We start from the raw sequence: 22,535 nt of genomic DNA, 5'->3' as shown, positions 1-22,535 counted from the left end.
AGCGCAGGTAGTCCCCTCGGGGCCGCTACAGCCGCTGCGAGATCTCCAGCAGCGGTTTCATCCCGGAGCCGAAGCGCCGCATCGGCTCCATGTTCTTCTTGAGCTCGCCGTAGGGCAGGTAGCGGATGCCCAGGGACGACACGCGCGAGAACGCCGGGCGCTGCAGCTGCTGGCGCACGTCCTCGCGCCGGTCGTCGGGCGCGACCAGGAACAGCGCGCTGCCCTCGCCGATCTCGGTGCCCAGCGCGAGGTCCAGCATGCGCACGATGCCGGAGTAGATCGAGGTCGAGTGCTCCACCTCGAAAGCCGCGGCGACCTTGGCGTTGCCGGGATCGATCCACACCACGTCGATCAGGCGCACGGCTTCAAGGCCCGCGCCCGCCATGGCCGGGAACTCCGTGAGGCACCCGTCCGCCAGGCGGGAACCGGCGTACTCGCGGCTGCGGTCGTTGGCGGCGATCCAGACCTTGAAACCCAGCGCGTGACCGAGGTCGCGCAGCCAGCCCTGGACCTGCGTGTGCGTGGCGTCGCTCTCGCTGGCCGCCGCCCAGGCTTTTTGCGCGGCAGCGGACTCCTCGCGCACCTTCTGCAGGTCGGCTTCCCACGCCAGCAGCGCCGCCGCATCGTCCTCGCGCGGCGGTGCGGCATAGCGGCCGCTGCCGATGTCGAAGAGCAGCCCAGCGATCGCGCCCAGGTCGTTGGAGAGCTGCGCGCGGTGCGCCTGGTTGAGCCGGATGGCGCCCTCGCGCATCGAGAGGTAGTGGTCCCAGCGGCCGAGCTTGACGTTGCCGCCCGTCACCGCGTTGTAGCCCTTGACCATGGCGGTGTTGAAAGGCATCACCAGCGTGGGATGGATGAAGTACAGCAGGTTGGCCACCGCTGGTCCGAGGCCCTTGATCTGCAGCGCGTCGATGCGCTGGATGGCCTCGATCACGGCCTCGGCCGTGTCGCAGCAGTCGCAGCTGTGCAGCAGCCGCGCGAAGGCTTTCTGGTTCGCGGCGTTCTCGTAGATGTCGGGGATGCGCAGCTTGGGCTTCCACAGGAAAGCATGGTCCGCACCCTTGAAGAGCTGGCGTTGCTCGGCCACCGATCCGACCACGGTTTCCAAGGCTGATCCGCGGTAGGCATTGCCGAAGGTGCCGGCCTCGATCTCGCGCACGACCTGGCCGATGCCGCGCCGGATGGAGCGGAAGTTCTTGAGTCGCTCGTCCCAGAGGAACCAGGTGTTGTAGGTGCTGTGGGGGTCCGCCTTCCAGTGGTCGATCAGGATCGCCAGGGTGTCGTGCATCGGGTCTTCCGGGTCTGAGCTGTCGTACAGGGTCCGGGATGGTAAGTCCCACGAGCTGCGGCGCGCTTCTGGCAGATCAACTTGTTGTCCGTGCACCGAGCTCCGCCCGATGCAGTGTCCCTTGCACACTCTTGACGCTGCAGGCACAGGACGGGGACCTGCAAACGCTCCGCGGCGGCGACCTGATCAGGATTCCCGGCCAGCACTTGTGCCGCGTACGCCGCCCGGCGACCTGCGCTTCATGGGGCCGCGCGGGATTGATTCAGATCAAACGCGCGGGGTGGTGCGTGTCTATGCTGGCCGCAACACGTCTTGAACGCGACAGCCATCCCATGCGTTTCCACCATCGACAGCTACGCCGCTGGGCAGCCCTGGTGCTGTTGGCGTGGCTGTTCGGGGTCGCGATGAGCGTGGCCAACGCCTGCGCGCTGCGCCTGTCTGGCGATGCCAGCGCAGCCTTGGTCGAGCACGCCGAGGCGTCCAGCCACCATCACAATGACGGCCACGACAACGAGAGCCAGGCCAACTGTCTGGATTTCTGCGAAGAGTCCTCCGTGGCGGTTTCCACATGGCAGGCTGTTCCCGACCTGACAAGCCTGGCATGGCTGCCGACGGTATTCATCACCCTGGTGATTCCAGCGCCGCCGTCCTTGAGCGCGCGCTCGGTCTGCGCGCCACCCGACGTCGCGGCGGGTCCTCCCATACCGATCACATTGCGGCGGCTGACGCTATAGCGCGCACGTGAGGGGCGACAGCTCCCGCTGTCCGCGCGCACACGTCCGTGCCGTTGCCGTCGTTGCACTCCATCGCCTTGGCGAAGCGGGCGGCTGCGGTCGCGGGCCTTTCCTTCTCGTCCTTTTCCGAACCCGCGCTTACGGCGGCCGGTCCAGGCGCCTGACTGTCTCACTGCGCGAAGCCGGCCCAAGACATCTCGCGCGGCCAGTTGGAAGGATCTCAACGATGCATGTTTCCTCACCCCACGCCGGCTGGAGCACGCCAGCCCTGTTGCGCTACTGGGCGGATGTGGCCTGGCGCACGGTGGCCACCATGGACACGCTGCGTGAGCGCGCCCGCGTGATGCGCGAGCATGAAGCTGCAGGCATGCCGCCGCTGCTGCACTTCGAGGCCGAGCAAGTCGCCGACGGCCGGGACGGCCATCCGCGTTCCAACTACCAGTTGCTGCGCATCACCCGTTGCGGCTCCGACCATCTGGAGCAGCACGTGCTCCCCGGTGCCGCGCCGGTCCTCGTGGTCGATCCGCGTGCCGGGCATGGCCCGGGCATTGGCGGTTTCCGGCGGGATTCGGAAGTCGGCATGGCCCTGGTCGAAGGACACCCCGTCTACTTCGCCGTCTTCGATCCCGAGCCGGTGGAAGGACAGACCATGGGTGCGGTGGTCGAGACCCTGGCCCGCTTCATCGATCTGGTGGCCAACCGCCATCCCGGCACCGAGCCGATCGTCTACGGCAACTGCCAGGGCGGCTGGGCCGTGGCGATGGCCCTGTCCCACTGCAACCGCCGCGCCGGGCTGGCCGTGCTCAACGGCTCGCCCCTGTCCTACTGGGCCGGTGAGAACGACGTCAACCCGCTGCGGCTCATGGGGGCCTTCACTGGCGGCGCGTGGCTGGCGCACTGGGTGGCGGACGTGGGTGCAGGCCGATTCGACGGCGCCTGGCTGGTGCAGAACTTCGAGCTGCTGCGACCTGAAGGGCTCTGGAGGAAGTACGACACCCTCTTCGCCAACCCCGAGCGCGAGCATGACCGCTTCCTGGAGTTCGAGCGCTGGTGGAACGGCTTCTACTTCCTGGGCCGGGAGGAGATCCTGGTCATCGTGCGCGAGCTCTTCATCGGCAACCGGCTGGAGAACGGCGAAGTCGTCATCGACGGACACTGCCACGCCAACCTCGCGCGCGTGCGCACGCCGCTGGTCGTCTTCAGCTCCCATGGCGACAACATCACGCCGCCACACCAGGCGCTGGGGTGGCTGCAGGCGGTCTACCCCTCGACGCAGGCACTGGTCGATGCCGGGCAGCGCATCGTCTACCTGCTGCACCAGGACGTCGGGCACCTGGGCATCTTCGTCTCGGCGGACGTGGCAAAGCGCGAGCACCGGGCGATCCTGCACCATGCCGCGGCGATCCAGGCACTGCCTCCAGGGCTGTACGAGATGTGCCTGGGCAACAAGGTCCGCGACGGCGCCGTGCCGGCCGCGGAGTTCGTGCCGCGCAGGGTGGAGGAGCTTCCCTTCGAGCCGCCGGGGCCCGGCTTCGAGGCCGTGAGCCGGCTCTCGAACCAGCTCGATGACCTCTACACGGCCCTGGTGTCACCCGTGGTGCGGCTGTGGGCAACGCGGCAAGGCGCGTGGCTGATGGAGCAGTGGCACCCGATGCGCACCAGCCGGCGCTGCTGGTCGGAGGAAGTCGTGCCGGCCTTGGGCGCGCTGCCCGTGGCCAGGCAGGCGCTACAGGCGGCCGGCGCCGAGGACCCCGCGCGGTCGTCCAACCCGTGGTTCCAGGTGGAGCGCCTGGCCAGCGCCGCCACGGAAAACAGCATCACGGCCTGGCGGCTGCTGCGCGACCGCTGGGCGGAAGCGGCGTTCGATCTGCTGCACGCATGCGCTGCGCCGTACCGCGTGCCGGACGCGCACGGCATGGATCGCGACGATGGCGGCTCGCATGGCGCGGTCCACCGCGTGACGGCATCCGAGCGCAGTACCGCGGCCGTTGACGGCTCATCGGCCTGCGCCTGACCGCATCAACAGGAGAAGCCTCATGGACCATTCCGCGCAACCCTCCTACGGCCTGTGGAGCCTGGTGATCGTCAACTCCCTGGTCTTCATCATCTTTGCCTTCAGCTTCGCCAAGCCGCAGAGCTCGCGCGACTGGCGTTCCTTCAGTGCGTTCTCCGCGTTCGTGGTGGCGCTGTTCGCCGAGATGTACGGCTACCCGCTGACCATCTACCTGCTCTCGGGCTGGCTGGGCTCGCGATTCCCCGGCGTGGACTTCCTGTCGCACGATGCCGGGCACCTGCTCGAAGTGATGTTCGGCTGGCGCGCCAACCCGCACTTCGGACCCTTCCACTTCCTGAGCTTCGCATTCATCGGCGGCGGCTTCTGGCTGCTGTCGGCCGCGTGGCGCGTGCTGTGGGCTAACCAGCGCCGCGGCACGCTGGCCGCCACCGGCCCCTATGCCCGTGTGCGCCATCCCCAGTACGTCGGCTTCGTGCTGATCCTGTTCGGCTTCCTGCTGCAGTGGCCCACCATCCTGACGCTGGCGATGTTCCCGGTGCTGGTCTTCATGTACGTGCGGCTGGCCCTGTCCGAGGAGCGGACGTCCGAGCAGGCCTTCGGCAGCGAGTGGACGCGCTACGCGGCCCGCACACCACGCTTCTTTCCGCGCCTGGGCCGCCCGCAGCCCGGCAGCGACCCGCATCGCCGCGCCTGACACCGCCAGGAGCCGTCAATCGCCAAACCTTGGATCGACTGGCAGGTCACCCGATGGACAAGCAACCCGTTTCCGTCCCGCCGCAACCCCGTGCCCGGGCCTGGTCCCGCTGGGTCCTGGCCGCATTCACGGCCATCACGCTGTTTCTGCTCGTCAGCGAGCACCGCGCCCATGTCCTGGGGTGGGGCCTGCACGTGCTGGTAGGCGTCTGCGTGCTGCTGCTGTACCTCAACACGCGCGCTCACGAGCACGATGGCGGCGATGACCACATCGGCAGGCCGTGAGCGCGGCGCCTGCGGGTGGCGGTCGGCACGACAGGCCCGACTGAAATGTGCTTCTCGGCCACCGCCAGCCTGGCAGCCGGTACGTTCTTGCTCGGTTTCGGCGTCATGACGCTGCACATGGCCAAGCGGCGTCACGAGCTGGCCTACGCTGCCATCCCGCTGCTGTTCGCCCTCCAGCAACTCACCGAAGGCGTGGTGTGGCTGACCTTCGGCCCAGGGCTCGAGCCGCTCAACACCGCAGCCGCGCAGCTCTACTCCTTCTTCTCCCATGTTCTGTGGCCGGTGTACGTGCCGGCAGCGGTCTGGCTGCTGGAGGACGAACCGCCACGCCGCAGGGCTCTTGGCGCCACTGCGGCTGCAGGCCTGGCCGTAGGGCTGTACCTCCTGTACACGCTGCTGGCCGACGGCATCGTCGCCCGTCCGACTGGACAGCACATCGAATACGACGCGCGCCACCTCTACATCCCGGTGGTCATGGCGCTGTACCTGTTGGCCACCACCGGCAGCCTGCTGCTGTCGAGTCACCGCGGGGTCCAACTGTTCGGGGTACTCGCCTTTGCCGCCTCGGTGGTGGCCTACCTGTTTTATGCGCGGTGGTTCATTTCGGTGTGGTGTTTTCTGGCCGCCGTGCTGAGCATGGCCGTCGCCCTTCATCTGGCGCAGCGCCGACTGCCCCCGCCTGCGCTCAAGCCATGACGGCACTGGCGTGCCAGGCCATCCTTTCAACTGCAACCCACCTCAACGATTCGACCGCCGATGGACAAGAAACAGACCTTCTCGCTCTGGTACGTGTTCGCAGCCTTGCTGCTCATCAGCCTGCTGCAGGATTTCCTCGGCGCCCGCCACACGCTGACGCTGACCTACAGCGAGTTCAAGCAGGCGCTCGCCGCGGGACAATTGCAGGATCTGGTGATTGCCGACGGCCTGGCCAGCGGCACGCTCAAGGCCGAAGGGCTGGAGCAGGTGTTGCCCAAGGAACGGGTGGACCAGCTCAAGTCCGCCGGTGGCGAACACCGGTTCGCCACCGTGCTCGTTGACGATCCGGGGCTGGTGGCGCAGCTTGACGCGGCCAAGGTCCGCTATGGCAGCGTGCGCGAGAGCAAGTGGCTCGCGATGCTGCTGTCCTGGGTGGCGCCGGCGCTGGTGTTCTTCGGCATCTGGTGGCTGCTGATGAAGCGCATGGGCGGCGCAGGGGGCGCCGGCGGGCTGATGTCCATCGGCAAGAGCAAGGCCAAGGTCTACCTGCAGCAGGAGACCGGCGTCACGTTCAAGGACGTGGCCGGCATCGATGAAGCGCGCGAAGAGCTGATGGAGGTGGTGGAGTTCCTCCAGAACCCCGACCGCTACAAGCGCCTGGGCGGCAAGATTCCCAAGGGCGTGCTCATCGTGGGCGCGCCCGGCACGGGCAAGACGCTGCTGGCCAAGGCGGTGGCGGGCGAAGCCGGCGTGCCCTTCCTGTCGCTGAGCGGCTCGGAGTTCGTGGAGATGTTCGTGGGCGTGGGCGCGGCGCGCGTGCGCGACCTGTTCGAGCAGGCCGCGGCCAAGGCGCCGTGCATCGTGTTCATCGACGAGCTCGACGCCTTGGGCAAGGCGCGCGGCATGGGGCTCACCGGGGGGCATGAGGAGCACGAGCAGACGCTCAACCAGCTGCTGGTGGAGATGGATGGCTTCGACACCAGCAAGCGCGGCGTCATCATCATGGCCGCCACCAACCGGCCCGAGATCCTGGACCCGGCGCTGCTGCGCCCGGGGCGCTTCGACCGGCATGTCTCCATCGACAAGCCCGACATGAAGGGCCGGCGCCAGATCCTGGACGTGCACGTGAAGCCGGTGACGCTCGCGCCCGGGGTGGACCTGGACTCGATCGCCGCGCGCACGCCCGGCTTCGCCGGCGCGGACCTGGCCAACCTGGTCAACGAGGCCACGCTGCGCGCCGCACGCCATGGCAAGGACGCGGTGGACATGCACGACTTCGAGCAGGCGCTGGACCGCATCGTGGCCGGGCTGGAAAAGCGCAACCGCGTCATGAACCCCGAGGAGCGCCGCTTCGTGGCCTACCACGAGGCCGGCCACGCGCTGGTGGCCGAGCACCGGACCACGGCCGACAAGGTGGCCAAGGTGTCGATCATCCCGCGGGGCATCGCTGCGCTGGGCTACACCCAGCAGTCGCCCACCGAGGACCGCTACCTGCTGCGCCGCAGCGAGCTGCTGGACCGGCTGGACGTGCTGCTGGGCGGCCGGGTGGCGGAGGAGCTGGTCTTCAACGACATCTCCACGGGTGCGGCCAACGACCTGCAGCGCGCCACCGACATGGCGCGGCACATGGTCACGCACTACGGCATGAGCGAGGCGCTGGGCTTGGCGACCTGGGAGGCCGCCCCGCGCTCGGCCTTCCTGGCCGTGCCGGGCGGGCCGCAGCAGCGCGAGTGCAGCGAGCGCACGGCCGAGGCCATCGACGCCGAGGTGCGGCGGCTGCTGGAAGAGTCGCGCGAGCGCGTCACCGCCACGCTCAAGGCACGCCGCGAGCAGTTGGAGGCGCTGGCGCAGTTGCTGCTGGAGAAGGAGACGGTGGACCGCGGCATGCTCGACGGCGTGCTTGCCGCTGCAGGCAGACGCGTTGCCTAGAGGCACGGGTTTGACGCCGTGCCGCTACCGGTCTTCAGCGAAGGCCCTTTGCGCGTCCTGCGCCATGCGCCGCGTGCACCAGGCTGCATAGGCACTGGCGAAGAGCCGGCCCAGCCACGGATGGCGCTCCGGCCAGGCGTACTCGATGAAGACGCCCAGCCGGCAGCCTCGCACCAACGGTGTGATGTTGAAGCCCATGCGGTAGCGCCCAATCACCAGCAGCCGCGGCTCGCCCACGGTCAGCCAGGTCTTGCGCCGCGGCGGCGCGTGCTCCTCGACCTGGGAACTCACATCCAGCGCCAGCCCCAGCACACGGCCGTGCAGGCGGTAGACCGAGCCGACGGCCCGCCCGCCGCCGGCATCGGCAGTCAGCGTCATCGTGCCGCCGGCCATCATCGCCGAGCGCTTCTGCATGTGGGCGGACAGCCGGCGCGGGTCGTCGAGGTGCTCGAAGAGCCGCGCGGCATCGGCGTTCACCAGCACCTCCGTGCGGTGCCGGAAACGCAACGGCTGGGTCACGGCTTGCCGCCGCGCAGGCGCAGCGCGTTGCCGATCACCGAGACCGAGCTCAGGCTCATGGCCAGGGCGGCAATCAGGGGCGACAGCAGCCAGCCGGTGAACGGGTACAGCACGCCAGCCGCCAGCGGCACGCCCAACGCGTTGTAGACGAAGGCAAAGCCCAGGTTCTGCTTCATGTTGGCCACGGAGGCCTGTGACAGCACGCGCGCCTGCGCAATGCCGCGCAGGTCGCCCTTGACCAAGGTGACGGCGGCGCTGTTCATCGCCACGTCGGTGCCCGTGCCCATGGCGATACCGACGTCCGCCTTGGCCAGCGCCGGGGCATCGTTGATGCCGTCGCCGGCCATCGCCACCACGCGTCCCTCGCGCTGCAGCCGCTCCACCAGCGCCAGCTTGTCCGCCGGTTTGACCTCGCCGTGCACCTCGTCGATGCCCAGCCGCGCCGCCACGGCCCGGGCCGTCGTGACGCCATCGCCGGTGGCCATCACCACGCGCAGCCCGGCCTCGCGCAGGGTCTGCAACGCCTCGGGCGTGCTGGCCTTGACCGGGTCGGCCACGGACAGCAAGCCGGCAAGCTGGCCATCCACGGCCAGGTGCATGACGCTGGCGCCCTCGGCGCGCAGCGCCTCGGCTTGCGGCACGAGGGCGTCCACGGCCACGCCCAGTTGTTCCATCAGCGCGGTGTTGCCCAGGGCGAGTGAGCGTCCTCCGACATGGCCGCGCACGCCGATGCCACTGCTCGACTCGAAGTCATCCGGCTTGTCCAGGGCCAGGCCCCGCTGCCGTGCGGCGCTCACGATCGCATCGGCCAGCGGGTGCTCGCTGCCCTGGTCCAGGCTCGCGGCCAGGCGCAGCACCTCATCGGCCTCCCAGCCCGGTGCCGGCACGGCGCGGTCGAAGGCGGGCTTGCCCTCGGTGAGCGTGCCGGTCTTGTCCACGATCAGCGTGTCCACCTCGCGCAGCCGCTCGATGGCGGCGGCGTCGCGGAACAGGACCCCTTTCGTGGCGGCCCTGCCGGTGGCCACCATGATCGACATGGGCGTGGCCAGGCCCAGCGCACAAGGGCAGGCGATGATCAGCACCGCCACTGCGTTGATGAGCCCGTACACCCAACTGGGTTGCGGACCGAACAAGCCCCAGACAAGGAAGGTCACCAGCGCGATGGCGACCACCACCATCACGAACCAGCCGGCCACCTGGTCGGCCATGCGCTGCATCGGCGCCTTGGAGCGCTGCGCCTGCGCCACCATCTGCACGATCTGCGACAGCATGGTCTGCGCGCCCACGCGCTCGGAGCGCATCACGAGGGCCCCACTGGTGTTGAGCGTGGCGCCGATGAGCCTGTCGCCGGCGCGCTTGCTCACCGGCACGGGCTCGCCGGTAAGCATGGACTCGTCCACGGCGCTGGCGCCTTCCACCACCACGCCGTCCACCGGCACCTTTTCGCCCGGGCGCACGCGCAGCAGGTCGCCCACGTGCACGTGCGTCAGCGGCACGTCCTCCTCGCCGCCATCGGGCCGGATGCGCCGCGCGGTCTTGGGCGCCAGGCCCAGCAGCGACTTGATGGCGGCCGAGGTCTGCGAGCGCGCCTTGAGCTCCAGCATCTGGCCCAGCAGCGTCAGCGAGATGATCACCGCCGCGGCCTCGAAGTACACCGCCACCCGGCCCATCGAGAAGAAGGACTGCGGGAAGACTTGCGGGGCCAGGGTGGCGACCACGCTGTAGAGGAAAGCCGCTCCTGTGCCGATGCCGATGAGCGTCCACATGTTGGGGCTGCGGTGTGCAATCGACTGCGCGCAGCGCACGAAGAAGGGCCAGCCGCCCCACAACACGATGGGTATCGACAGCAACAGCTCGATGCGGCTTTGCGTGGCCATCTCGAACCAGTTGAAGCGGTGGCCTGCCATGGCCAGCACCGTGACCACGACGGTAAGCGGCAGCGTCCACCAGAAGCGGCGGCTGAAGTCCACGAGCTCCGGGTTCTCGTCCGCTGCATCCAGGTCGGGCAGCAACGGCTCCAGCGTCATGCCGCATTTGGGGCAGTTGCCCGGGTGGTCCTGCCGGATTTCCGGGTGCATCGGACAGGTGTAGATCGTGCCAGCGGGCGGCGGCGCCACATCCTGCGCCGACGCTGGCGCCGGTGCCGCCACGCCGCCGACGTACTTGGCAGGCTCGGCAGCGAACTTGTCCTTGCAGCGGGCGCTGCAGAACCAGTAGGGCCGGCCGGCATGCCGCAGGTGGTGGGGCGACTGCTCGGTGACGGCCATGCCGCACACCGGGTCCTTCAGATCCCCTGGCTGCCCGTGACCGTGACCATGGTCGTGGTGATGGTGCTGGTGTGCGTGCGTGTCCATAGGGCCTCACCAGTCCCGCTTCGACGCAGAGCCGTCTTCGTTTCGCGGCCCCCCGCCGTGGTGGCCGTGGCCGCCGTGCCCACCATGCCCGTGGAACAGGTGCATCAGCGGGCATGCAAGCAGCAGCAGGTACGGCCAGTACCCCGCCACGTGGCCCCAGTGCTCGCGCAGCAGGTAGAAGCCGCCGATGAGCAGCAGCATGACGACGACCGTGGTCCACGGGCTGCGCCGGGTGCCGTTGTCACGCCCTTCGGCCGAGGTGCCGTGGTGATGAGAGGTGTCCATGCGGTGTTCTCCTTGATGGCGTCGGCGCGAGGCCGGCTGCACAGGGACCATAGAGCTTCCCATCATGGGAAGGTCAAGCCCCGGCACACGCCGCGCGTTGCCGGGGGGATACCGTGTCAGGGCTTGCTGGCGGAGGGTGTGACCGGCATGCGGTCCATCATCATCTCCATCATGGACTGCATCATGTCCATGCGCTTTTCCATCATCTGCATGCGCGCGGCCGGGTCGGCAGGCGTCGTGGCGCCGCCCATCATCCCCATGCCGCCCATGCCCGCGCCGGGGCGCATGCTGGACATCATGGCCATGCCCTCCTGCATGAGTTTCATGTGCTCGGGCATCAGCGCCTCCCGCTCCTTGGGCGTACTCGCGCGGGCCATCTTCTCGTGCATCTCGCGCATGGCCTTCATGTGCTGCTCCATGCGGGCCATCTGGCTCGTCGAGTCCACCGGGCCGGCTTGTCCGGTGCCCCCCACCGCCGGTGCCGCCGCCGGGGCAGACGCCGCGGGTGCGGAAGCGCCTTCGGGATGGTGCGCGGCGTGTTCATCGGGCTTGAGCTGGGCGCAAGCACCGAGCGAGAAGGCGGCCAGGACGGCCGTGATGACCAGGGGGCGACGTGCCATGGTGTGGATTCTCCGAGGTGGTAGGGACGAGACATCGGGCGCCTGCGCCGACGCGCTGTCGTGCAGGGCCAGGACGCGCAGCCCGCCGGGCACGGTCCGTGATGGCGTGCTCAGGCGGGCTGGCAGGGACCGGCTCTAGATCGTGAGCCGCAGGAACGCGATGGGTATGGGCGGCGGCGCCGGCAGGGTGCAGGCATCAGGGCGCGGCACGCGTGCCACAGCGAGCGCCGGCAGGATCAGACACGAGCCGGGCGTGGCCGCCGCGGGGCAGGCCAGCGAGAGCACGTCACCCGTGCTGGCCTTGGCGACGGCGCTTTGCTCGCTGTCGCACAGGCTCTTGCATGCCTCTTGTCCTGGCGCCGCCTCAGCGTCGAAGGCGCCGTGACCGTGCGCGATGCCGGTCGCTTCGTGGTGATGATGGTGGACAGCCTCACCTGCCGCATGCTCATGCGCGGCGGCATGTGCCGCCGTGGCAGTCAAAGGGGCTTGCAGTACGCAGGCGTTGGCGGCACCGGCCAGCCACCCGAACAGCATCACCCAGCACATCAGCCGGGCGATGAGGCGATTCAGGGTGGGCCGGAACGTAAGGCGCATGGATGGCGCGGCAGGCGGGGCGCGTTGTCAGAACGCTTTGATCCTACGTAGCACCCGCAATCCCAGATTGAGATACGTCAAGGCACGTCCGGGTGCGACGCAGGAGTGATCAATTGCTGGGCGAGCCTTGCTCGCTGTCGTTACCGGTGTGCTGCCCCCTGAGGCCGCGCAGCGGCTGGTAGTCACAAATCTCAAAGTGGTGGCACAGCATGTCGCGCATCTCCTCGATGCCGTTGAGCTGGTTGTGCTGAATGCCCGAGCAGTAACGGTGCAGCGCCTTGTGCTTGATGTCCGCGGCCACCAGGCAGGCTGTTGCCATCGTAACAGCCATGTAGTGGTGACGCGCCATCGTCTCAAGAAACGCGTGGTCGAACTCGGCCCCGGCCGACGTGGACTCCAGCAGCTGGATCTGGCGCCGCCCCATGTCGTCGAGCTGCGGCTCGTGCGTCTGGCCGTACCAGTTCTTGAGGAACATCTGGGCATGGGCGATCTCCTCGCGCTGCATGCGGTTCTCCGTGCGCGCCATGGAGCGGATGCTGCCCGACCGGGCCTTGGCGGGCGTGGCGGCGGTCCCGGGCGTCGGCGAGGTGCCCTCGGCGTAGCGGCCCAGCTCGGCGTTGCGCGTCGTGTCCGTGCCGGCGGCGAGCTCCGACATGCGCAGCGCCGAGTAATGGTGGTCGATGATCGACTTCAGGAAATCGATCTCGAACCCGGCGGCCAGGCCGCGGCCGGGAGAGCCCTCCTGGGCGTGAAGGGGCTGCACCGGCAGCGATACTGCCAAGGCCGCCGCGGTCAAACAGTGGCGCGCAGTGGAGCTGCGCGTCGGGGCATGAGGCTTCATGGAAGGACCTTTCGCTGCAAGGGGGAGGCGTCGCCATCAGTGCCGGCGACGGGCACTTGCCGGATCACCAGCCGCCCGCAGCAATGCACGTTCCCTGCTCAAGACGCTGATTGCATCCGCAACCTTCCCTGCCAGCTCAAATCGAGCCTGGCACGGCATACCGGCGTGGCGCCTTTACCAACGAACATCCGAAGAGATCGCCGCTTCTTCTGTCCTCCAATGCATGTCGCGCGGCCCGGACGGGGGGCCGGGCCACTGGCGCAGTCGTCCGGCCACCCCGCCTTACTGGCCGGGCTGCAACTGCGTCACCACGAAAGCGCCGCCCTCCCTCTGGGCCTGGAAGCGCACCTTGTCGCCCACCTTCACCGTGTCAAGGAGCGCGGCGTCCTTGACCTGGAACACCATGGTCATGGGCGGCATGTCGAGGTTCTTGATGTCGCCGTGCTTGAGGGTGATCTTGGCGCCCGCCTTGTCGATGCGGCGCACCTCGCCCTCGGTCATGTCAGCGGCGGCTGGCGCGGCAGCCGAGGCACCGGCCGGGTGGTGTGCCGCGTGGTCGGCCTCGGAGGTCTGGGCCGCCACGGGCAGGATGCCGGCGCAGGCCAGCAGCGCGGCGAGAAGCAGATTCTTGTTCATGATGTTTTTCTTTCAGCGATAAGTCTGGTAGGTGGCGGCCGTGCCGTCCTTGCGCAGCAGCACCACGTCGTAGGGGTCCTTCTGGCCGCCGTAGTCCGGGCCGTCCATGCCGGGCGACCCCACGGGCATGCCGGGCACGGCCAGGCCGATGGCCACGGGGCGCTCCTTGAGCAGGCGCTGGATCTCGCGCGCAGGGACGTGGCCCTCGATGGCGTAGCCGCCCACGAGGGCCGTGTGGCAGGAGCCGTACTTCACGTCGACGCCCAAGCGGCTGCGCATCGCGGTGTTGCCGCTGTCGTGCACCTTCGTGCGAAAGCCGTTGGCTTCCAGGTGCGTGATCCAGTCCTTGCAGCAGCCGCAGGTCGGGCTCTTCCAGACCTCCACCAGCGGCGCGCCGGCGGCGTGCGCCAGTGAAGCAACGGGCAGCGCGGCCAGCGCCAGCAGGAGTCGGCGTCGTTGCGTTTTCATCGTGATGTCACCTCGATGGTGCCCACCATGCCGGACTGGTAGTGGCCGGCGATCAGGCAGGCAAACTGGAACGTGCCCGGGCGGTTGAAGGTCCAGACCATGTCGGAGCGCTTGCCCGGCGCGACGTGCGCCATGTAGGGCTCGTCGTGCTCCATGTCGGGGAACTTGACCATCAGCGCGGCGTGCTCGGCGTTGGCCTGCTCGGTGCCGATGACAAACTCGTGCATCAACTGGCCGCGGTTGCGGATGACGAAGCGCACGGTCTCGCCCTGGCGCACCTTGATGGCGCTGGGTGCAAAGCGCATGTCGTCACCCATGGCGACCTCGATGGTGCGGCGGGCGTCGCGCGCCTCACCGGCGATGCCCCAGTCCTTCTGTTCCTTGTGCACGGGACCGGCGCTCTTGGCGTGGTCCTGGTCGCCGTGCGCCTGCGCCGGGCTCCAGGCCAGGCCAGCCCACAAGGCCAGCGCCAGGGCGGCGCCTGAAAGGGTTCGGTGGTATGTCTTCATGGGTACTGCTTCGTGGATTTCTGTCATCAGTGGCCGCTGTGGCCGGCGGGCTTGCGCACCTGGACCTCGGTCGGTGCCGCGGCCTTGTCAGCCCGGGGCATCGCGCTGCGGCCGGCGTCGCTGGAGCGCGCGGGCTCGGCCAGTGCGCCGGTCCACTCGTAGGCCACGGTGCCTGCCGGGTGCTTGAACCAGCCCGGGTCCGAGTAGTCGCCGGCTTGCAGGTCGCGGCGCACCTTGATGACGCTGAACATGCCGCCCATCTCGACGCCGCCAAACGGCCCCTCGCCGGTCATCATTGGCACCGTGTTGTCGGGCAGCGGCATGGTCATCTCGGCCATGTCCGACATGCCGCGCTCGCCCATGACCATGTACTCGGGGATGAGCTTGTTGACCTGGCGTGCAATGCCGCTGTGGTCCACGCCGATCATCGTGGGCACGTTGTGCCCCATGGCGTTCATGGTGTGGTGGCTCTTGTGGCAGTGGAACGCCCAGTCGCCTTCCTCGTCGGCGATGAACTCCAGCTGGCGCATCTGGCCCACGCCGATGTCGGTGGTCACCTCCTGCCAGCGCGTGCTGCGCGGCGTGGGGCCGCCGTCGGTGCCGGTGATGGCGAACTCGTGCCCGTGGATGTGCATCGGGTGGTTCGTCATCGTGAGGTTGCCAATGCGGATGCGCACCCGGTCGTTCTTGCGCACGTTGAGCGAGTCGATGCCGGGGAAGACGCGGCTGTTCCACGTCCACAGGTTGAAGTCCAGCATCGTCATGATCCGCGGCGTGTAGCTGCCCGGATCGATGTCGTAGGCCGAGAGCAGGAAGCAGAAGTCCCGGTCCGCCTCGTCGATGAGCGGGTGCTTCGTCCTGGGATGCGTGACCCAGAAGCCCATCATCCCCATGGCCATCTGCGTCATCTCGTCGGCGTGCGGGTGGTACATGAAGGTGCCGGGGCGCCGCGCCACGAACTCGTAGACGAAGGTCTTGCCCGGCGGGATGCCGGGCTGCGTCAGGCCCGTGACGCCATCCATGCCATTGGGCAGGCGCTGGCCGTGCCAGTGGACGCTGGTGTGCTCGGGCAGCTTGTTGGTCACGAAGATGCGCACCCGGTCGCCCTCGACCACCTCGATGGTGGGTCCAGGCGACTGGCCGTTGTAGCCCCACAGGTGCGCCTTGAAGCCCGGTGCCATCTCGCGCACCACCGGCTCGGCCACCAGGTGAAATTCCTTGACGCCGCCCTTCATGCGCCAGGGCAAGGTCCAGCCGTTGAGCGTGACCACGGGGTTGTAGGGGCGGCCGGTGCCCGGCACCAGCGGCGGCATGGTGTCAGGCTTGGTCTGGATCACAGGCTCAGGCAAGGCGGCCATGGCCACCTTGCTCACCGAGGCGGCGGCCACGGCCGCCGATCCGGCGAGGAAGCGACGTCGATTCGTCGTCATGGAGAACTCCAGAAATGTCGTTGGCTTGGGCCGTCAGTGGCCGCCTTCGCTGCCGCCGCCGGTCGCGGCCGGCGCGGCTTGCAAGGAAATGCCCGCGGCAACCGGGCGCCCGATGAGCGCCGCCTGCAGCGCCGCGTCGGCGAGCCAGAAGTCGCGTTGGGTGTTGAGGGCCTGGGCCACGGCGGCGACCTGGTCTCGCGCGTCGGCCAGCAGCTCGAAGACGCCGATGAGCATCCCGTTGTAGCGAAGCAGGTTCTCGTCGGAGATGGTCTTGCGCAGGGGCACGATCTCGTCGCGCCAGTGGCGCGCCAGGTCGTAGGCGGTGCGGTACGCGCCGTAGTTCTCGCGCACCTGCGAGGCAGCGTCCACGGCCAGCTGTGCCGTGCGGTTGACTGCGGCCATGTAGCGGGCCTGGGCGGCACCTCGCGTTGCGTCGCCGACGTTGAAGATGGGCAGCGGCAGCGCGAGCTCGATGCCGCGCTGGTGCGGCTCGCCGGTCTCGCTGTTGCGCATGACACCCAGCTCCACATGGTCGAGCACGCTGGTGACCGTGGTGAGCCCCTGCTCCCGGGCGGAGGTTTCCAGTTCCGCGCGCGCTTGGCGCACGTCCAGGCGCTGGTCGAGCGCGGCCTTCATCACGCCTTGCTCGTCGCGCGGCGCGGCGGGCAGGTCGGGCAGCCGCTCGGGCAGCTTCAGCGCCTGGGCCTGGGCCTCATTGAGCCCCAGGGCGCGCACGAGCGCCTCGCGACTGGCCTGCGCCTCCTGCCGCGCGCGCGCCAGCTGGGCCACCGCCTCGGCGCTGAAGACCTGCTCACGGGCACGCTGCAGGCGGTTGAAGTTGCCGGCGGACTGCATGCGGCGCGCGAGCTCGGCGCCCGCGTCCGCGGTTTCCTTGACCTGCTCGAAGTAGACTTGGGCCTGGGCAGCCGCCACGGCGCGCACCCACGCCTGGCGCGCCTGCGTGGCCGCCTGGACCACGTCGCCGGCCATGCGCAGGCGGATCTGCTGCTGTTGCGCGGTGGCGATGCGCGAGCGTGCCGGCAGCAGCAACACGTCCAGCAGCGAGAAGCTCAGGGCACGGCCGAGCTCCAGCTCCCGATGGTCGCCACTGCCGCGCACGGCGCGCTCGAAGGCGAAGACCGGATTGGGCAGCCGCGCCGACTGCGTCACATTCAGCGACGAGGCGGCGGCCTCGGAGAGCAGCGTCTGCAACGCCGGGCTGTAAGCCAGCGCAATGCGCACCGCGTCGTCGCCGGAGAGCGGCTGCTGCAGCAGGCGGTCCACCTCGGCACGGGCCTGCTGCCGCGCTTCCTCGGAGTCGAGCCACTTGAGCTGCGTGCCCAGCTGCTGGCTGGCGACCTCCTGGGCCGCGCCCAGGTTCTGCTGCACGGCCGTGCTGGCGCAGCCGCCGAGCGCGAGCAGCGCCAGCACGGCAGCGGCCAGGCGCTTGCGCGGCCAGGCGCGCACGACGTTGTTGTTCTGTGTGGACCGCGTCGTCATGGCTTGGCCGGGGCGTGGTGGTTCGAATGGGCGCCGCCCGTGGCAGCGGCTGCGGGTGCGCTGGCGCCGGCAGCAGCAGCTCGGGCGTCGCCGGACTGCGCCTCGCGCGCATAGGTTTTCCAGCCGCCGATGCGGCCGACGGTGTCGTTGGTTTCGCGCCAGGAGCGCACCGGCTCGTCAGCGAAGGGGCGGTAGCCCTCGAAGGCGGAGCGGTAGACGGATTGCGGCGCCGCGGGCGTGGCGCTGCCCTGTGCCGCGGCAAGCACCGGGGCGACGATGAGCACCGCCAGTGCGACGGTGCGGGTGATCGATTTCATGGAACTGCTCGCTACAGCGAGGCCCGGTACCGGCTGCGGCAAGGCGGCCGGCAGGGCGAGTGACGTAATCGACGGCGGGCCATGAGCGACGCACCTCCTTGAGGAGGCCGCGCTCTCACCCGCGCCGGGGGCGCGTCAGGCGAGCAGGGATCGGGGGGGACGGTCCGGGCCGTCGGTCAGGAAAGCCGCGGGACTGGGAAGGAAGGCGGGTGGAGGCCCGGCGGCACCGATGGCCGCTTCGAAGCGCAGCGTGTCGGCAGGCAACGCCGCCGTGACACAGCAGGCCGCGCAGGCGCTGCACGTGTGCTGAGCGTTCTTGTGGAGGTCCTGGGTGGCGGAGCTGGCCTCGTCGTGCGAGAAGGCCGGCGCATCGTCGTGGTGATGCGAGGCGTGGTCGTGTGCCACATGGGCCATCACCACCGCCATGCGCTCATGCCCGGGACCGCACACGCGCAGCGTGGCCGCGACGCTGCCCTGCAGGGGCAGCGCGACGGCCAGCAGCCACATCATCGCGATCCGGAAAACACGCCACATATCGAGAGTCTAGATGATCCGTGTCAGGAGCAGCTTGGCCGCTTCAGTGTCCAACATGCCCAGCGTGCGCCTGGTGCGTCCACGCGACGAGGAGGTCACTGCTCGATGCTGCTGCGGCTGCATGCACCTTGGGCCCGGGTTGCCTGGTGCGGTCTTTGTTGTGCGCTGGATTGCCTTTGACTTGCTGCACGGGCGGTGGCGGGTTGTGGGACGCAAGGCCCTCGATGATCGTGCAGTCCGGGAGATCATCACCCCGACAGGATGCAGCCAGGCGCTCCAGATCCTGCTTCATGGCGGCCATCTCGCGCATCTTCTGCTCCAGGTCGGCGATATGCTTCAGCGCGAGATCCTTCACCTGCCTGCTGGAGCGCCGGGAATTGCTCCAAAGACCGAGCAGCTCCGAGATCTGCTGCATCGAGAAGCCGAGCCGGCGTGACTGCCGGATGAAGCGCAACACCGAGACGTCGTGCTCCGCGTACTGCCGGTAGCCCGATTCGGTTCGCCTGGCAGCCGGCAGCAGGCCGATCTGCTCGTAGTGCCGGATCATCTTCGCGGACACGCCAGCAGCTTCAGCGGCCTCGCCGATGTTCATGGAGCGTGTCATGGTTTTCTCCGGGGACGGTTGATCAGGTGGGCCGGAGTCTCAACCTTGCCACAGTGTCAAGGTCAAGTATCCATGCCCACAAGATGGCGGGCTGCGGCTTGCGCCGGTCTTGCCCTAGTCCGGGTGCGGTCCCCGGCCAGCGCTGCCAACTCTTCGACGGCGCGCATGCGAACCAACCGGGGTACTGCGGCGAGGGACAGCTGTCGCCACGGGCCGGCAACCATCGGGCCCCGAGCAGTCACGCGGTTACCGCGTCCGCGCTTATCCAGCGCTGCGCTACGGATTCAGGGCTGAGTGGACTGCCCGGCCGACGAGATCAGGCGGTGATAGAAGGCGATCATTTGCGAGTAGCTCTCTATCGAGAGCCGCTCATTGGTGCCGTGGAAACGGGAAAGGTCCCGCTCGGTGGCGCGCACCGGGGAAAACCGGTAGACGTGGTCAGCCAGCGGCAGCATGTGTCGGGAATCGGTGGCCGCCACCATCAGGCCCGGCACGACCACCGTGCCGGGGAAGATCTCACGGATGGTCCGGCTCATGAGGCGATACGAGGCGGCGCTGGTACTGGAGACGGACGATGCCTCTGACGCCGCTCCCGTGCGGCGCACTTCAACCGCCGGGTTGGCAATCACGTCCCGTGCATGCTGAATCACTTGCTCCTGGCTGTCGCCGGGCAGCAGGCGGAAGTTGACATAGGCCTCGGCGTGCGCCGGAACGACGTTTACCTTGTTGCCGGAGCGCACCACGGTCAGCGCGGTCGTGGTGCGGGTGAAGGCGTTCGAGCTCCGGCTCCTCTCCAGCTCCTTCTTCACCAGCGGACCGAACAGCCACAGGTTCGACAGCAGGACCCGGTTGACGCCTTGCATCTCCGGCGCCAGCGTGTCGAACATCTCTGCCGCGACCCCGCTGATGGCGGCGGGCATCTGGTTTTGCTCCAACCGGGCGAGGGCGACGCTGAGCATGCCGATGGCGGTGTCCCTCGGCGGCATGGAGGCATGCCCCGGCTCGTCGTGCGCCGAGACAGCCAGAGTCAGGATGCCCTTCTCAGCCACGCCGATGAGGGCTACCGGCTTGTCGAGTCCCTTGATGATGCCGTCGGTGATCAGCGTGCCCTCGTCCATCACGAAGTCGAGCCGCACCGACCGGGAGGCCAGCAGCTCGGCAATTCTCTTGGCCCCGCGCTCGCCGCCGACCTCCTCATCATGCCCAGCGACGAGATAGATCGTCTGCTTCGGTTGGAAACCCTGCCCCAGCAGCGATTCGATGGCTTCCAGCATGGAGAGCAAGTTGCCCTTGTCGTCCCACGACCCACGCCCCCAGATGAAGCCGTCCTTGATGGTGCCGGCGAAAGGATCGACCTCCCAGTCCTTCTCGGTTCCGTCAGCTATCGGCACCACGTCCTGGTGCGCCATCAGCATGATGGCCTTGGCTCCCGGGTCAGTACCCTGCCATGTGTAGAGAAGGCTGTAGCCGCCCACGATCTCGCGTTTGAGCGTCCGGTGCGTCAATGGGAAAGCAGCTCGCAAGTACGCATGGAGCTTGGTGAACTCGGCAGCGGAGCTCTCCCGGGCATCGTCGTGGGAGATCGTGCGCAGACGCACCGCACCGGCCAGCCGCTGTGCGGCGGCCACGCCGTCGACCCTGGCATGCGTGACGGGGTGGACATCGAGCTGCCTCGTGCCCTTGCGATAGGTGTTTGCAAGCACGACAAGCACCAGCAGCGCCAGCGCGGACAGCACGGCAAGCAGCAGTCTTCTTGCGGTCATGGCGATTCCTTTTTCAAGAAGTCCGCAGCCTCCCCGGGTCGTGCCCCAAGGTGCAGCAAGTGGTTGCCACAAGCTGTGCAGGCCGGCCTCAAGCTCCCCGGCGTCCTGCCCGGCGAGCCGCCATTGCGTGGTGGTTCAAGGCAGAAGGGTCCTTGACGCAGGCCCGCCGGGCCCCCGCGGTGGGCCCGGCTGCGAGGGAATCAGGCCGCTATCGATGGGCGGCCCCGCGCAGCACTACGGGGCCACGGCGATGTCAGTCACCATCAGCTTCCCGCCCTCGTTGGCCGCCTTGAACGTCACCCTGTCGCCAGCCTTGACCTTCTCGAGCATGGCCTTGTCCTTGGCGATGAAGACCATCGTCATCGGCGGCATGTCCAGGCTCTTGATCTCGCCATGCTTGAGCGTGAGCTTGGCCGCGTCCTTGTCAACCTTGCGCACTTCGCCGTCGGCCATGTCGGGCGAGGGGGCGGCCTGGACCACAGCGGGAATGCTGAACGCCAGCGCGACCGTGAGGGTAGAGAAGATGCGCTTCATGATGTGTCTCCATCGAGGCGAGGTTGAAAAATCGGCCTCTCTTGAATTCTGAGTGGGTTGACTTGCCGGCTTTGGGGCTGGCAGCCATGGCCGATGCGGCATGCTGACGCCTTGACCATAACGATCAGAACGTTTGAGATGCACGACCGGTTGTTCGAAGCTGCTCTGGGAATCACTGCACCGTGGTCCGTCACGGGTGTGCAGTTCGATGAGGCGGCCAAGGTGTTGACGGTGGCCATCGACTTCGCCGTGGGCTCTCGCTTCGCTGTCGAGGGCGTACTTGGCGAGCATCCGGTCCACGACACCGTCACCAAGACCTATCGGCACTTGAACTTCTTCCAGCACGAGTGCCTGCTGCAGGTGCGCACGCCGCGGGTGAAGCTGCCTGACGGCTCGGTGCAGTTGGTCAAGCCGCCGTTTGCCGGCCGCCTGTCGGGCTTCACACTTCTGTTCGAAGCCTTGGTGCTGATGCTCGCGCCTGAGATGCCGTTTGCCGCCGTGGCGCGCATCGTGGGCATCTCGCCGCACCGGGTAATGGCAATTTGTCGGCGATACGTCGCGCTGGCGCTGGCTGAAGCCGACTTCCGCGAAGTCACCGCGCTGGCCATCGACGAGACCTCTCGTGCTCGCGGCCACGACTACATCACACTGGCGGCCGATGCCGTCAAGCGCCGCGTGCTCAGCGTGACCGCCGGGCGCGATGCCAAGGCCATTGCCACGATCGCTGCCGAGCTCGCTGAGCACGGCTGCCCGCCCGAGCAGATCGAATCGGTGAGCATCGACATGTCGCCCGCGTTCATCAAGGGCGTGGGCGAGCAGTTGCCCAACGCGCGCATCACGTTCGACAAATTCCACGTCGTCTGGCACGCCAACGCCGCGGTGGACAAGATGCGGCGCATCGAGCAGCGCAGCGACAAGTCTCTCAAGGGCATGCGCTGGTCGCTGCTCAAGGACCGCGACAGCCTCAAGCCCGAGGCCGTCGCTGAGCTCGACGCCCTGATCGCCCGGATGGCGAGCATGCGCACCGCGCGAGCCTGGGTCTACAAGGAGCAGCTGCGCGAGATCCTGGAGCGCAAACAGATCAATGTCGTGCGCGCCATGCTGCTGCATTGGTGCCGCTGCGTGATGCGCTCCAAGGTCGAGCCCATGAAGGCCGTGGCTACCCTCGTGCGCCGCCACTTGGAAGGCATCGTGGCCTGGGCGCAGACCCGCCAGACCAACGGCTTCCTGGAGGCCCTCAACGGCCTGTTCCAGGCCGCCAAGCGCCGCGCCCGGGGCTTCACCCGCATGGCCACCATCAAGACCGTGATCTTCCTGATCGCCGGCAAGCTGGACTTCAGCGCGGTCAACCCTCATGCCCGGCAACCCACTTGAAATTCATCAGAGCC

The 22,535-nt window shown here is 68.3% G+C and carries 24 protein-coding genes; 7 read left to right on the top strand and 17 right to left on the bottom strand.

Features of this window, described 5'->3' with window-relative positions; all coding sequences use genetic code 11:
• Positions 1-25: 25 nt before the first annotated feature.
• Positions 26-1,288, bottom strand: coding sequence for a type II restriction enzyme NmeDI-related protein (locus tag HHL10_RS18375; protein WP_169161857.1), 1,263 nt, complete (start codon positions 1,286-1,288; stop codon positions 26-28).
• A 131-nt stretch (positions 1,289-1,419) separates the two neighbouring features.
• On the opposite strand from HHL10_RS18375, the gene HHL10_RS18370 reads away from it, so the two are divergent.
• The 6 genes from HHL10_RS18370 (at position 1,420) to ftsH (ending at position 7,639) form a co-directional block, all read left to right on the top strand.
• Complete coding sequence (locus HHL10_RS18370; RefSeq protein ID WP_169161856.1) at positions 1,420-2,022, top strand: hypothetical protein; 603 nt, start codon at positions 1,420-1,422, stop codon at positions 2,020-2,022.
• Between the two features lie 226 nt (positions 2,023-2,248).
• Positions 2,249-4,036, top strand: a complete 1,788-nt coding sequence (locus HHL10_RS18365) for a DUF3141 domain-containing protein (RefSeq protein ID WP_169161855.1) — start codon at positions 2,249-2,251, stop codon at positions 4,034-4,036.
• Between the two features lie 22 nt (positions 4,037-4,058).
• The gene (locus HHL10_RS18360; RefSeq protein WP_169161854.1) at positions 4,059-4,730 is read left to right on the top strand and encodes a methyltransferase family protein; all 672 of its coding nucleotides are present in this window, start codon (positions 4,059-4,061) and stop codon (positions 4,728-4,730) included.
• 53 nt (positions 4,731-4,783) lie between these two features.
• Entirely contained in the window at positions 4,784-5,014 is a 231-nt protein-coding gene (locus HHL10_RS18355; RefSeq protein WP_169161853.1) for a DUF2933 domain-containing protein, read from the top strand.
• 45 nt (positions 5,015-5,059) lie between these two features.
• The gene (locus HHL10_RS18350; protein ID WP_169161978.1) at positions 5,060-5,710 is read left to right on the top strand and encodes a DUF6629 family protein; all 651 of its coding nucleotides are present in this window, start codon (positions 5,060-5,062) and stop codon (positions 5,708-5,710) included.
• Positions 5,711-5,770: 60 nt separating this feature from the next.
• The gene (gene ftsH, locus HHL10_RS18345; RefSeq protein ID WP_169161852.1) at positions 5,771-7,639 is read left to right on the top strand and encodes an ATP-dependent zinc metalloprotease FtsH; all 1,869 of its coding nucleotides are present in this window, start codon (positions 5,771-5,773) and stop codon (positions 7,637-7,639) included.
• 24 nt (positions 7,640-7,663) lie between these two features.
• Here the strand turns inward: ftsH and HHL10_RS18340 are convergent, their stop codons facing one another.
• From HHL10_RS18340 to HHL10_RS18265, 16 genes are all read right to left on the bottom strand, one after another.
• A complete protein-coding gene (locus tag HHL10_RS18340; protein WP_310734626.1) occupies positions 7,664-8,158 on the bottom strand; it encodes an SRPBCC family protein in 495 nt (164 codons plus the stop codon).
• The gene (locus HHL10_RS18335; RefSeq protein ID WP_169161851.1) at positions 8,155-10,512 is read right to left on the bottom strand and encodes a heavy metal translocating P-type ATPase; all 2,358 of its coding nucleotides are present in this window, start codon (positions 10,510-10,512) and stop codon (positions 8,155-8,157) included. The genes HHL10_RS18340 and HHL10_RS18335 overlap by 4 nt, the downstream gene beginning before the upstream one ends.
• Positions 10,513-10,518: 6 nt before the next feature.
• The gene (locus tag HHL10_RS18330; protein WP_205833110.1) at positions 10,519-10,797 is read right to left on the bottom strand and encodes a DUF2933 domain-containing protein; all 279 of its coding nucleotides are present in this window, start codon (positions 10,795-10,797) and stop codon (positions 10,519-10,521) included.
• 116 nt (positions 10,798-10,913) lie between these two features.
• On the bottom strand, positions 10,914-11,417 hold the full coding sequence (locus tag HHL10_RS18325) for a hypothetical protein (protein WP_169161850.1): 504 nt from the start codon (positions 11,415-11,417) through the stop codon (positions 10,914-10,916).
• Positions 11,418-11,552: 135 nt separating this feature from the next.
• On the bottom strand, positions 11,553-12,011 hold the full coding sequence (locus tag HHL10_RS18320; RefSeq protein ID WP_169161849.1) for a hypothetical protein: 459 nt from the start codon (positions 12,009-12,011) through the stop codon (positions 11,553-11,555).
• Between the two features lie 109 nt (positions 12,012-12,120).
• Positions 12,121-12,792: a DUF305 domain-containing protein gene (locus tag HHL10_RS18315; RefSeq protein ID WP_169161848.1), complete on the bottom strand. Its 672-nt coding sequence runs from the start codon at positions 12,790-12,792 to the stop codon at positions 12,121-12,123.
• Positions 12,793-13,134: 342 nt separating this feature from the next.
• Positions 13,135-13,488, bottom strand: a complete 354-nt coding sequence (locus tag HHL10_RS18310; protein WP_169161847.1) for a copper-binding protein — start codon at positions 13,486-13,488, stop codon at positions 13,135-13,137.
• Positions 13,489-13,500: 12 nt separating this feature from the next.
• The gene (locus HHL10_RS18305) at positions 13,501-13,956 is read right to left on the bottom strand and encodes a DUF411 domain-containing protein (protein ID WP_169161846.1); all 456 of its coding nucleotides are present in this window, start codon (positions 13,954-13,956) and stop codon (positions 13,501-13,503) included.
• Complete coding sequence (locus HHL10_RS18300) at positions 13,953-14,465, bottom strand: cupredoxin domain-containing protein (RefSeq protein WP_169161845.1); 513 nt, start codon at positions 14,463-14,465, stop codon at positions 13,953-13,955. Before HHL10_RS18300 ends, HHL10_RS18305 begins: the two co-directional genes overlap by 4 nt.
• 26 nt (positions 14,466-14,491) lie before the next feature.
• Entirely contained in the window at positions 14,492-15,895 is a 1,404-nt protein-coding gene (locus HHL10_RS18295; RefSeq protein ID WP_169161844.1) for a multicopper oxidase family protein, read from the bottom strand.
• 33 nt (positions 15,896-15,928) lie between these two features.
• Positions 15,929-17,395 carry a TolC family protein gene (locus tag HHL10_RS18290; RefSeq protein WP_169161843.1) on the bottom strand — a complete coding sequence of 489 codons (1,467 nt, stop codon included), beginning with the start codon at positions 17,393-17,395 and terminating at the stop codon, positions 15,929-15,931.
• Positions 17,392-17,712: a hypothetical protein gene (locus HHL10_RS18285; protein ID WP_169161842.1), complete on the bottom strand. Its 321-nt coding sequence runs from the start codon at positions 17,710-17,712 to the stop codon at positions 17,392-17,394. The genes HHL10_RS18290 and HHL10_RS18285 overlap by 4 nt, the downstream gene beginning before the upstream one ends.
• Positions 17,713-17,847: 135 nt before the next feature.
• Positions 17,848-18,219, bottom strand: coding sequence for a hypothetical protein (locus HHL10_RS18280; protein ID WP_205833109.1), 372 nt, complete (start codon positions 18,217-18,219; stop codon positions 17,848-17,850).
• A gap of 70 nt (positions 18,220-18,289) precedes the next feature.
• On the bottom strand, positions 18,290-18,838 hold the full coding sequence (gene cueR, locus HHL10_RS18275; RefSeq protein WP_169161840.1) for a Cu(I)-responsive transcriptional regulator: 549 nt from the start codon (positions 18,836-18,838) through the stop codon (positions 18,290-18,292).
• A 296-nt stretch (positions 18,839-19,134) separates the two neighbouring features.
• A complete protein-coding gene (locus HHL10_RS18270; protein ID WP_169161839.1) occupies positions 19,135-20,613 on the bottom strand; it encodes a M20 family peptidase in 1,479 nt (492 codons plus the stop codon).
• 234 nt (positions 20,614-20,847) lie between these two features.
• Positions 20,848-21,147, bottom strand: a complete 300-nt coding sequence (locus tag HHL10_RS18265) for a copper-binding protein (protein WP_169161838.1) — start codon at positions 21,145-21,147, stop codon at positions 20,848-20,850.
• A 138-nt stretch (positions 21,148-21,285) separates the two neighbouring features.
• Between HHL10_RS18265 and HHL10_RS18260 the strand changes: the two genes are divergently transcribed.
• On the top strand, positions 21,286-22,521 hold the full coding sequence (locus tag HHL10_RS18260; RefSeq protein ID WP_169161837.1) for an ISL3 family transposase: 1,236 nt from the start codon (positions 21,286-21,288) through the stop codon (positions 22,519-22,521).
• Positions 22,522-22,535: the final 14 nt, after the last annotated feature.

The organism is Azohydromonas caseinilytica, from assembly GCF_012927045.1.
Classification (GTDB): domain Bacteria; phylum Pseudomonadota; class Gammaproteobacteria; order Burkholderiales; family Burkholderiaceae_C; genus Azohydromonas; species Azohydromonas caseinilytica.
Note: the sequence above shows the minus strand (reverse complement) of the source record. Positions and strands in the feature narration are given on the sequence as shown.

Excerpts from the sequence above, each read along its gene's own strand:
- HHL10_RS18375 (WP_169161857.1), bottom strand. The coding sequence starts at position 1,288 with ATGCACGACACCCTGGCGATCCTGATCGACCACTGGAAGGCGGACCCC.
- HHL10_RS18365 (WP_169161855.1), top strand. The coding sequence starts at position 2,249 with ATGCATGTTTCCTCACCCCACGCCGGCTGGAGCACGCCAGCCCTGTTG.
- HHL10_RS18360 (WP_169161854.1), top strand. The coding sequence starts at position 4,059 with ATGGACCATTCCGCGCAACCCTCCTACGGCCTGTGGAGCCTGGTGATC.
- HHL10_RS18355 (WP_169161853.1), top strand. The coding sequence starts at position 4,784 with ATGGACAAGCAACCCGTTTCCGTCCCGCCGCAACCCCGTGCCCGGGCC.
- HHL10_RS18350 (WP_169161978.1), top strand. The coding sequence starts at position 5,060 with ATGTGCTTCTCGGCCACCGCCAGCCTGGCAGCCGGTACGTTCTTGCTC.
- ftsH (WP_169161852.1), top strand. The coding sequence starts at position 5,771 with ATGGACAAGAAACAGACCTTCTCGCTCTGGTACGTGTTCGCAGCCTTG.
- HHL10_RS18335 (WP_169161851.1), bottom strand. The coding sequence starts at position 10,512 with ATGGACACGCACGCACACCAGCACCATCACCACGACCATGGTCACGGT.
- HHL10_RS18330 (WP_205833110.1), bottom strand. The coding sequence starts at position 10,797 with ATGGACACCTCTCATCACCACGGCACCTCGGCCGAAGGGCGTGACAAC.
- HHL10_RS18325 (WP_169161850.1), bottom strand. The coding sequence starts at position 11,417 with ATGGCACGTCGCCCCCTGGTCATCACGGCCGTCCTGGCCGCCTTCTCG.
- HHL10_RS18320 (WP_169161849.1), bottom strand. The coding sequence starts at position 12,011 with ATGCGCCTTACGTTCCGGCCCACCCTGAATCGCCTCATCGCCCGGCTG.
- HHL10_RS18310 (WP_169161847.1), bottom strand. The coding sequence starts at position 13,488 with ATGAACAAGAATCTGCTTCTCGCCGCGCTGCTGGCCTGCGCCGGCATC.
- HHL10_RS18305 (WP_169161846.1), bottom strand. The coding sequence starts at position 13,956 with ATGAAAACGCAACGACGCCGACTCCTGCTGGCGCTGGCCGCGCTGCCC.
- HHL10_RS18300 (WP_169161845.1), bottom strand. The coding sequence starts at position 14,465 with ATGAAGACATACCACCGAACCCTTTCAGGCGCCGCCCTGGCGCTGGCC.
- HHL10_RS18295 (WP_169161844.1), bottom strand. The coding sequence starts at position 15,895 with ATGACGACGAATCGACGTCGCTTCCTCGCCGGATCGGCGGCCGTGGCC.
- HHL10_RS18290 (WP_169161843.1), bottom strand. The coding sequence starts at position 17,395 with ATGACGACGCGGTCCACACAGAACAACAACGTCGTGCGCGCCTGGCCG.
- HHL10_RS18285 (WP_169161842.1), bottom strand. The coding sequence starts at position 17,712 with ATGAAATCGATCACCCGCACCGTCGCACTGGCGGTGCTCATCGTCGCC.
- HHL10_RS18280 (WP_205833109.1), bottom strand. The coding sequence starts at position 18,219 with ATGTGGCTGCTGGCCGTCGCGCTGCCCCTGCAGGGCAGCGTCGCGGCC.
- cueR (WP_169161840.1), bottom strand. The coding sequence starts at position 18,838 with ATGAACATCGGCGAGGCCGCTGAAGCTGCTGGCGTGTCCGCGAAGATG.
- HHL10_RS18270 (WP_169161839.1), bottom strand. The coding sequence starts at position 20,613 with ATGACCGCAAGAAGACTGCTGCTTGCCGTGCTGTCCGCGCTGGCGCTG.
- HHL10_RS18265 (WP_169161838.1), bottom strand. The coding sequence starts at position 21,147 with ATGAAGCGCATCTTCTCTACCCTCACGGTCGCGCTGGCGTTCAGCATT.
- HHL10_RS18260 (WP_169161837.1), top strand. The coding sequence starts at position 21,286 with ATGCACGACCGGTTGTTCGAAGCTGCTCTGGGAATCACTGCACCGTGG.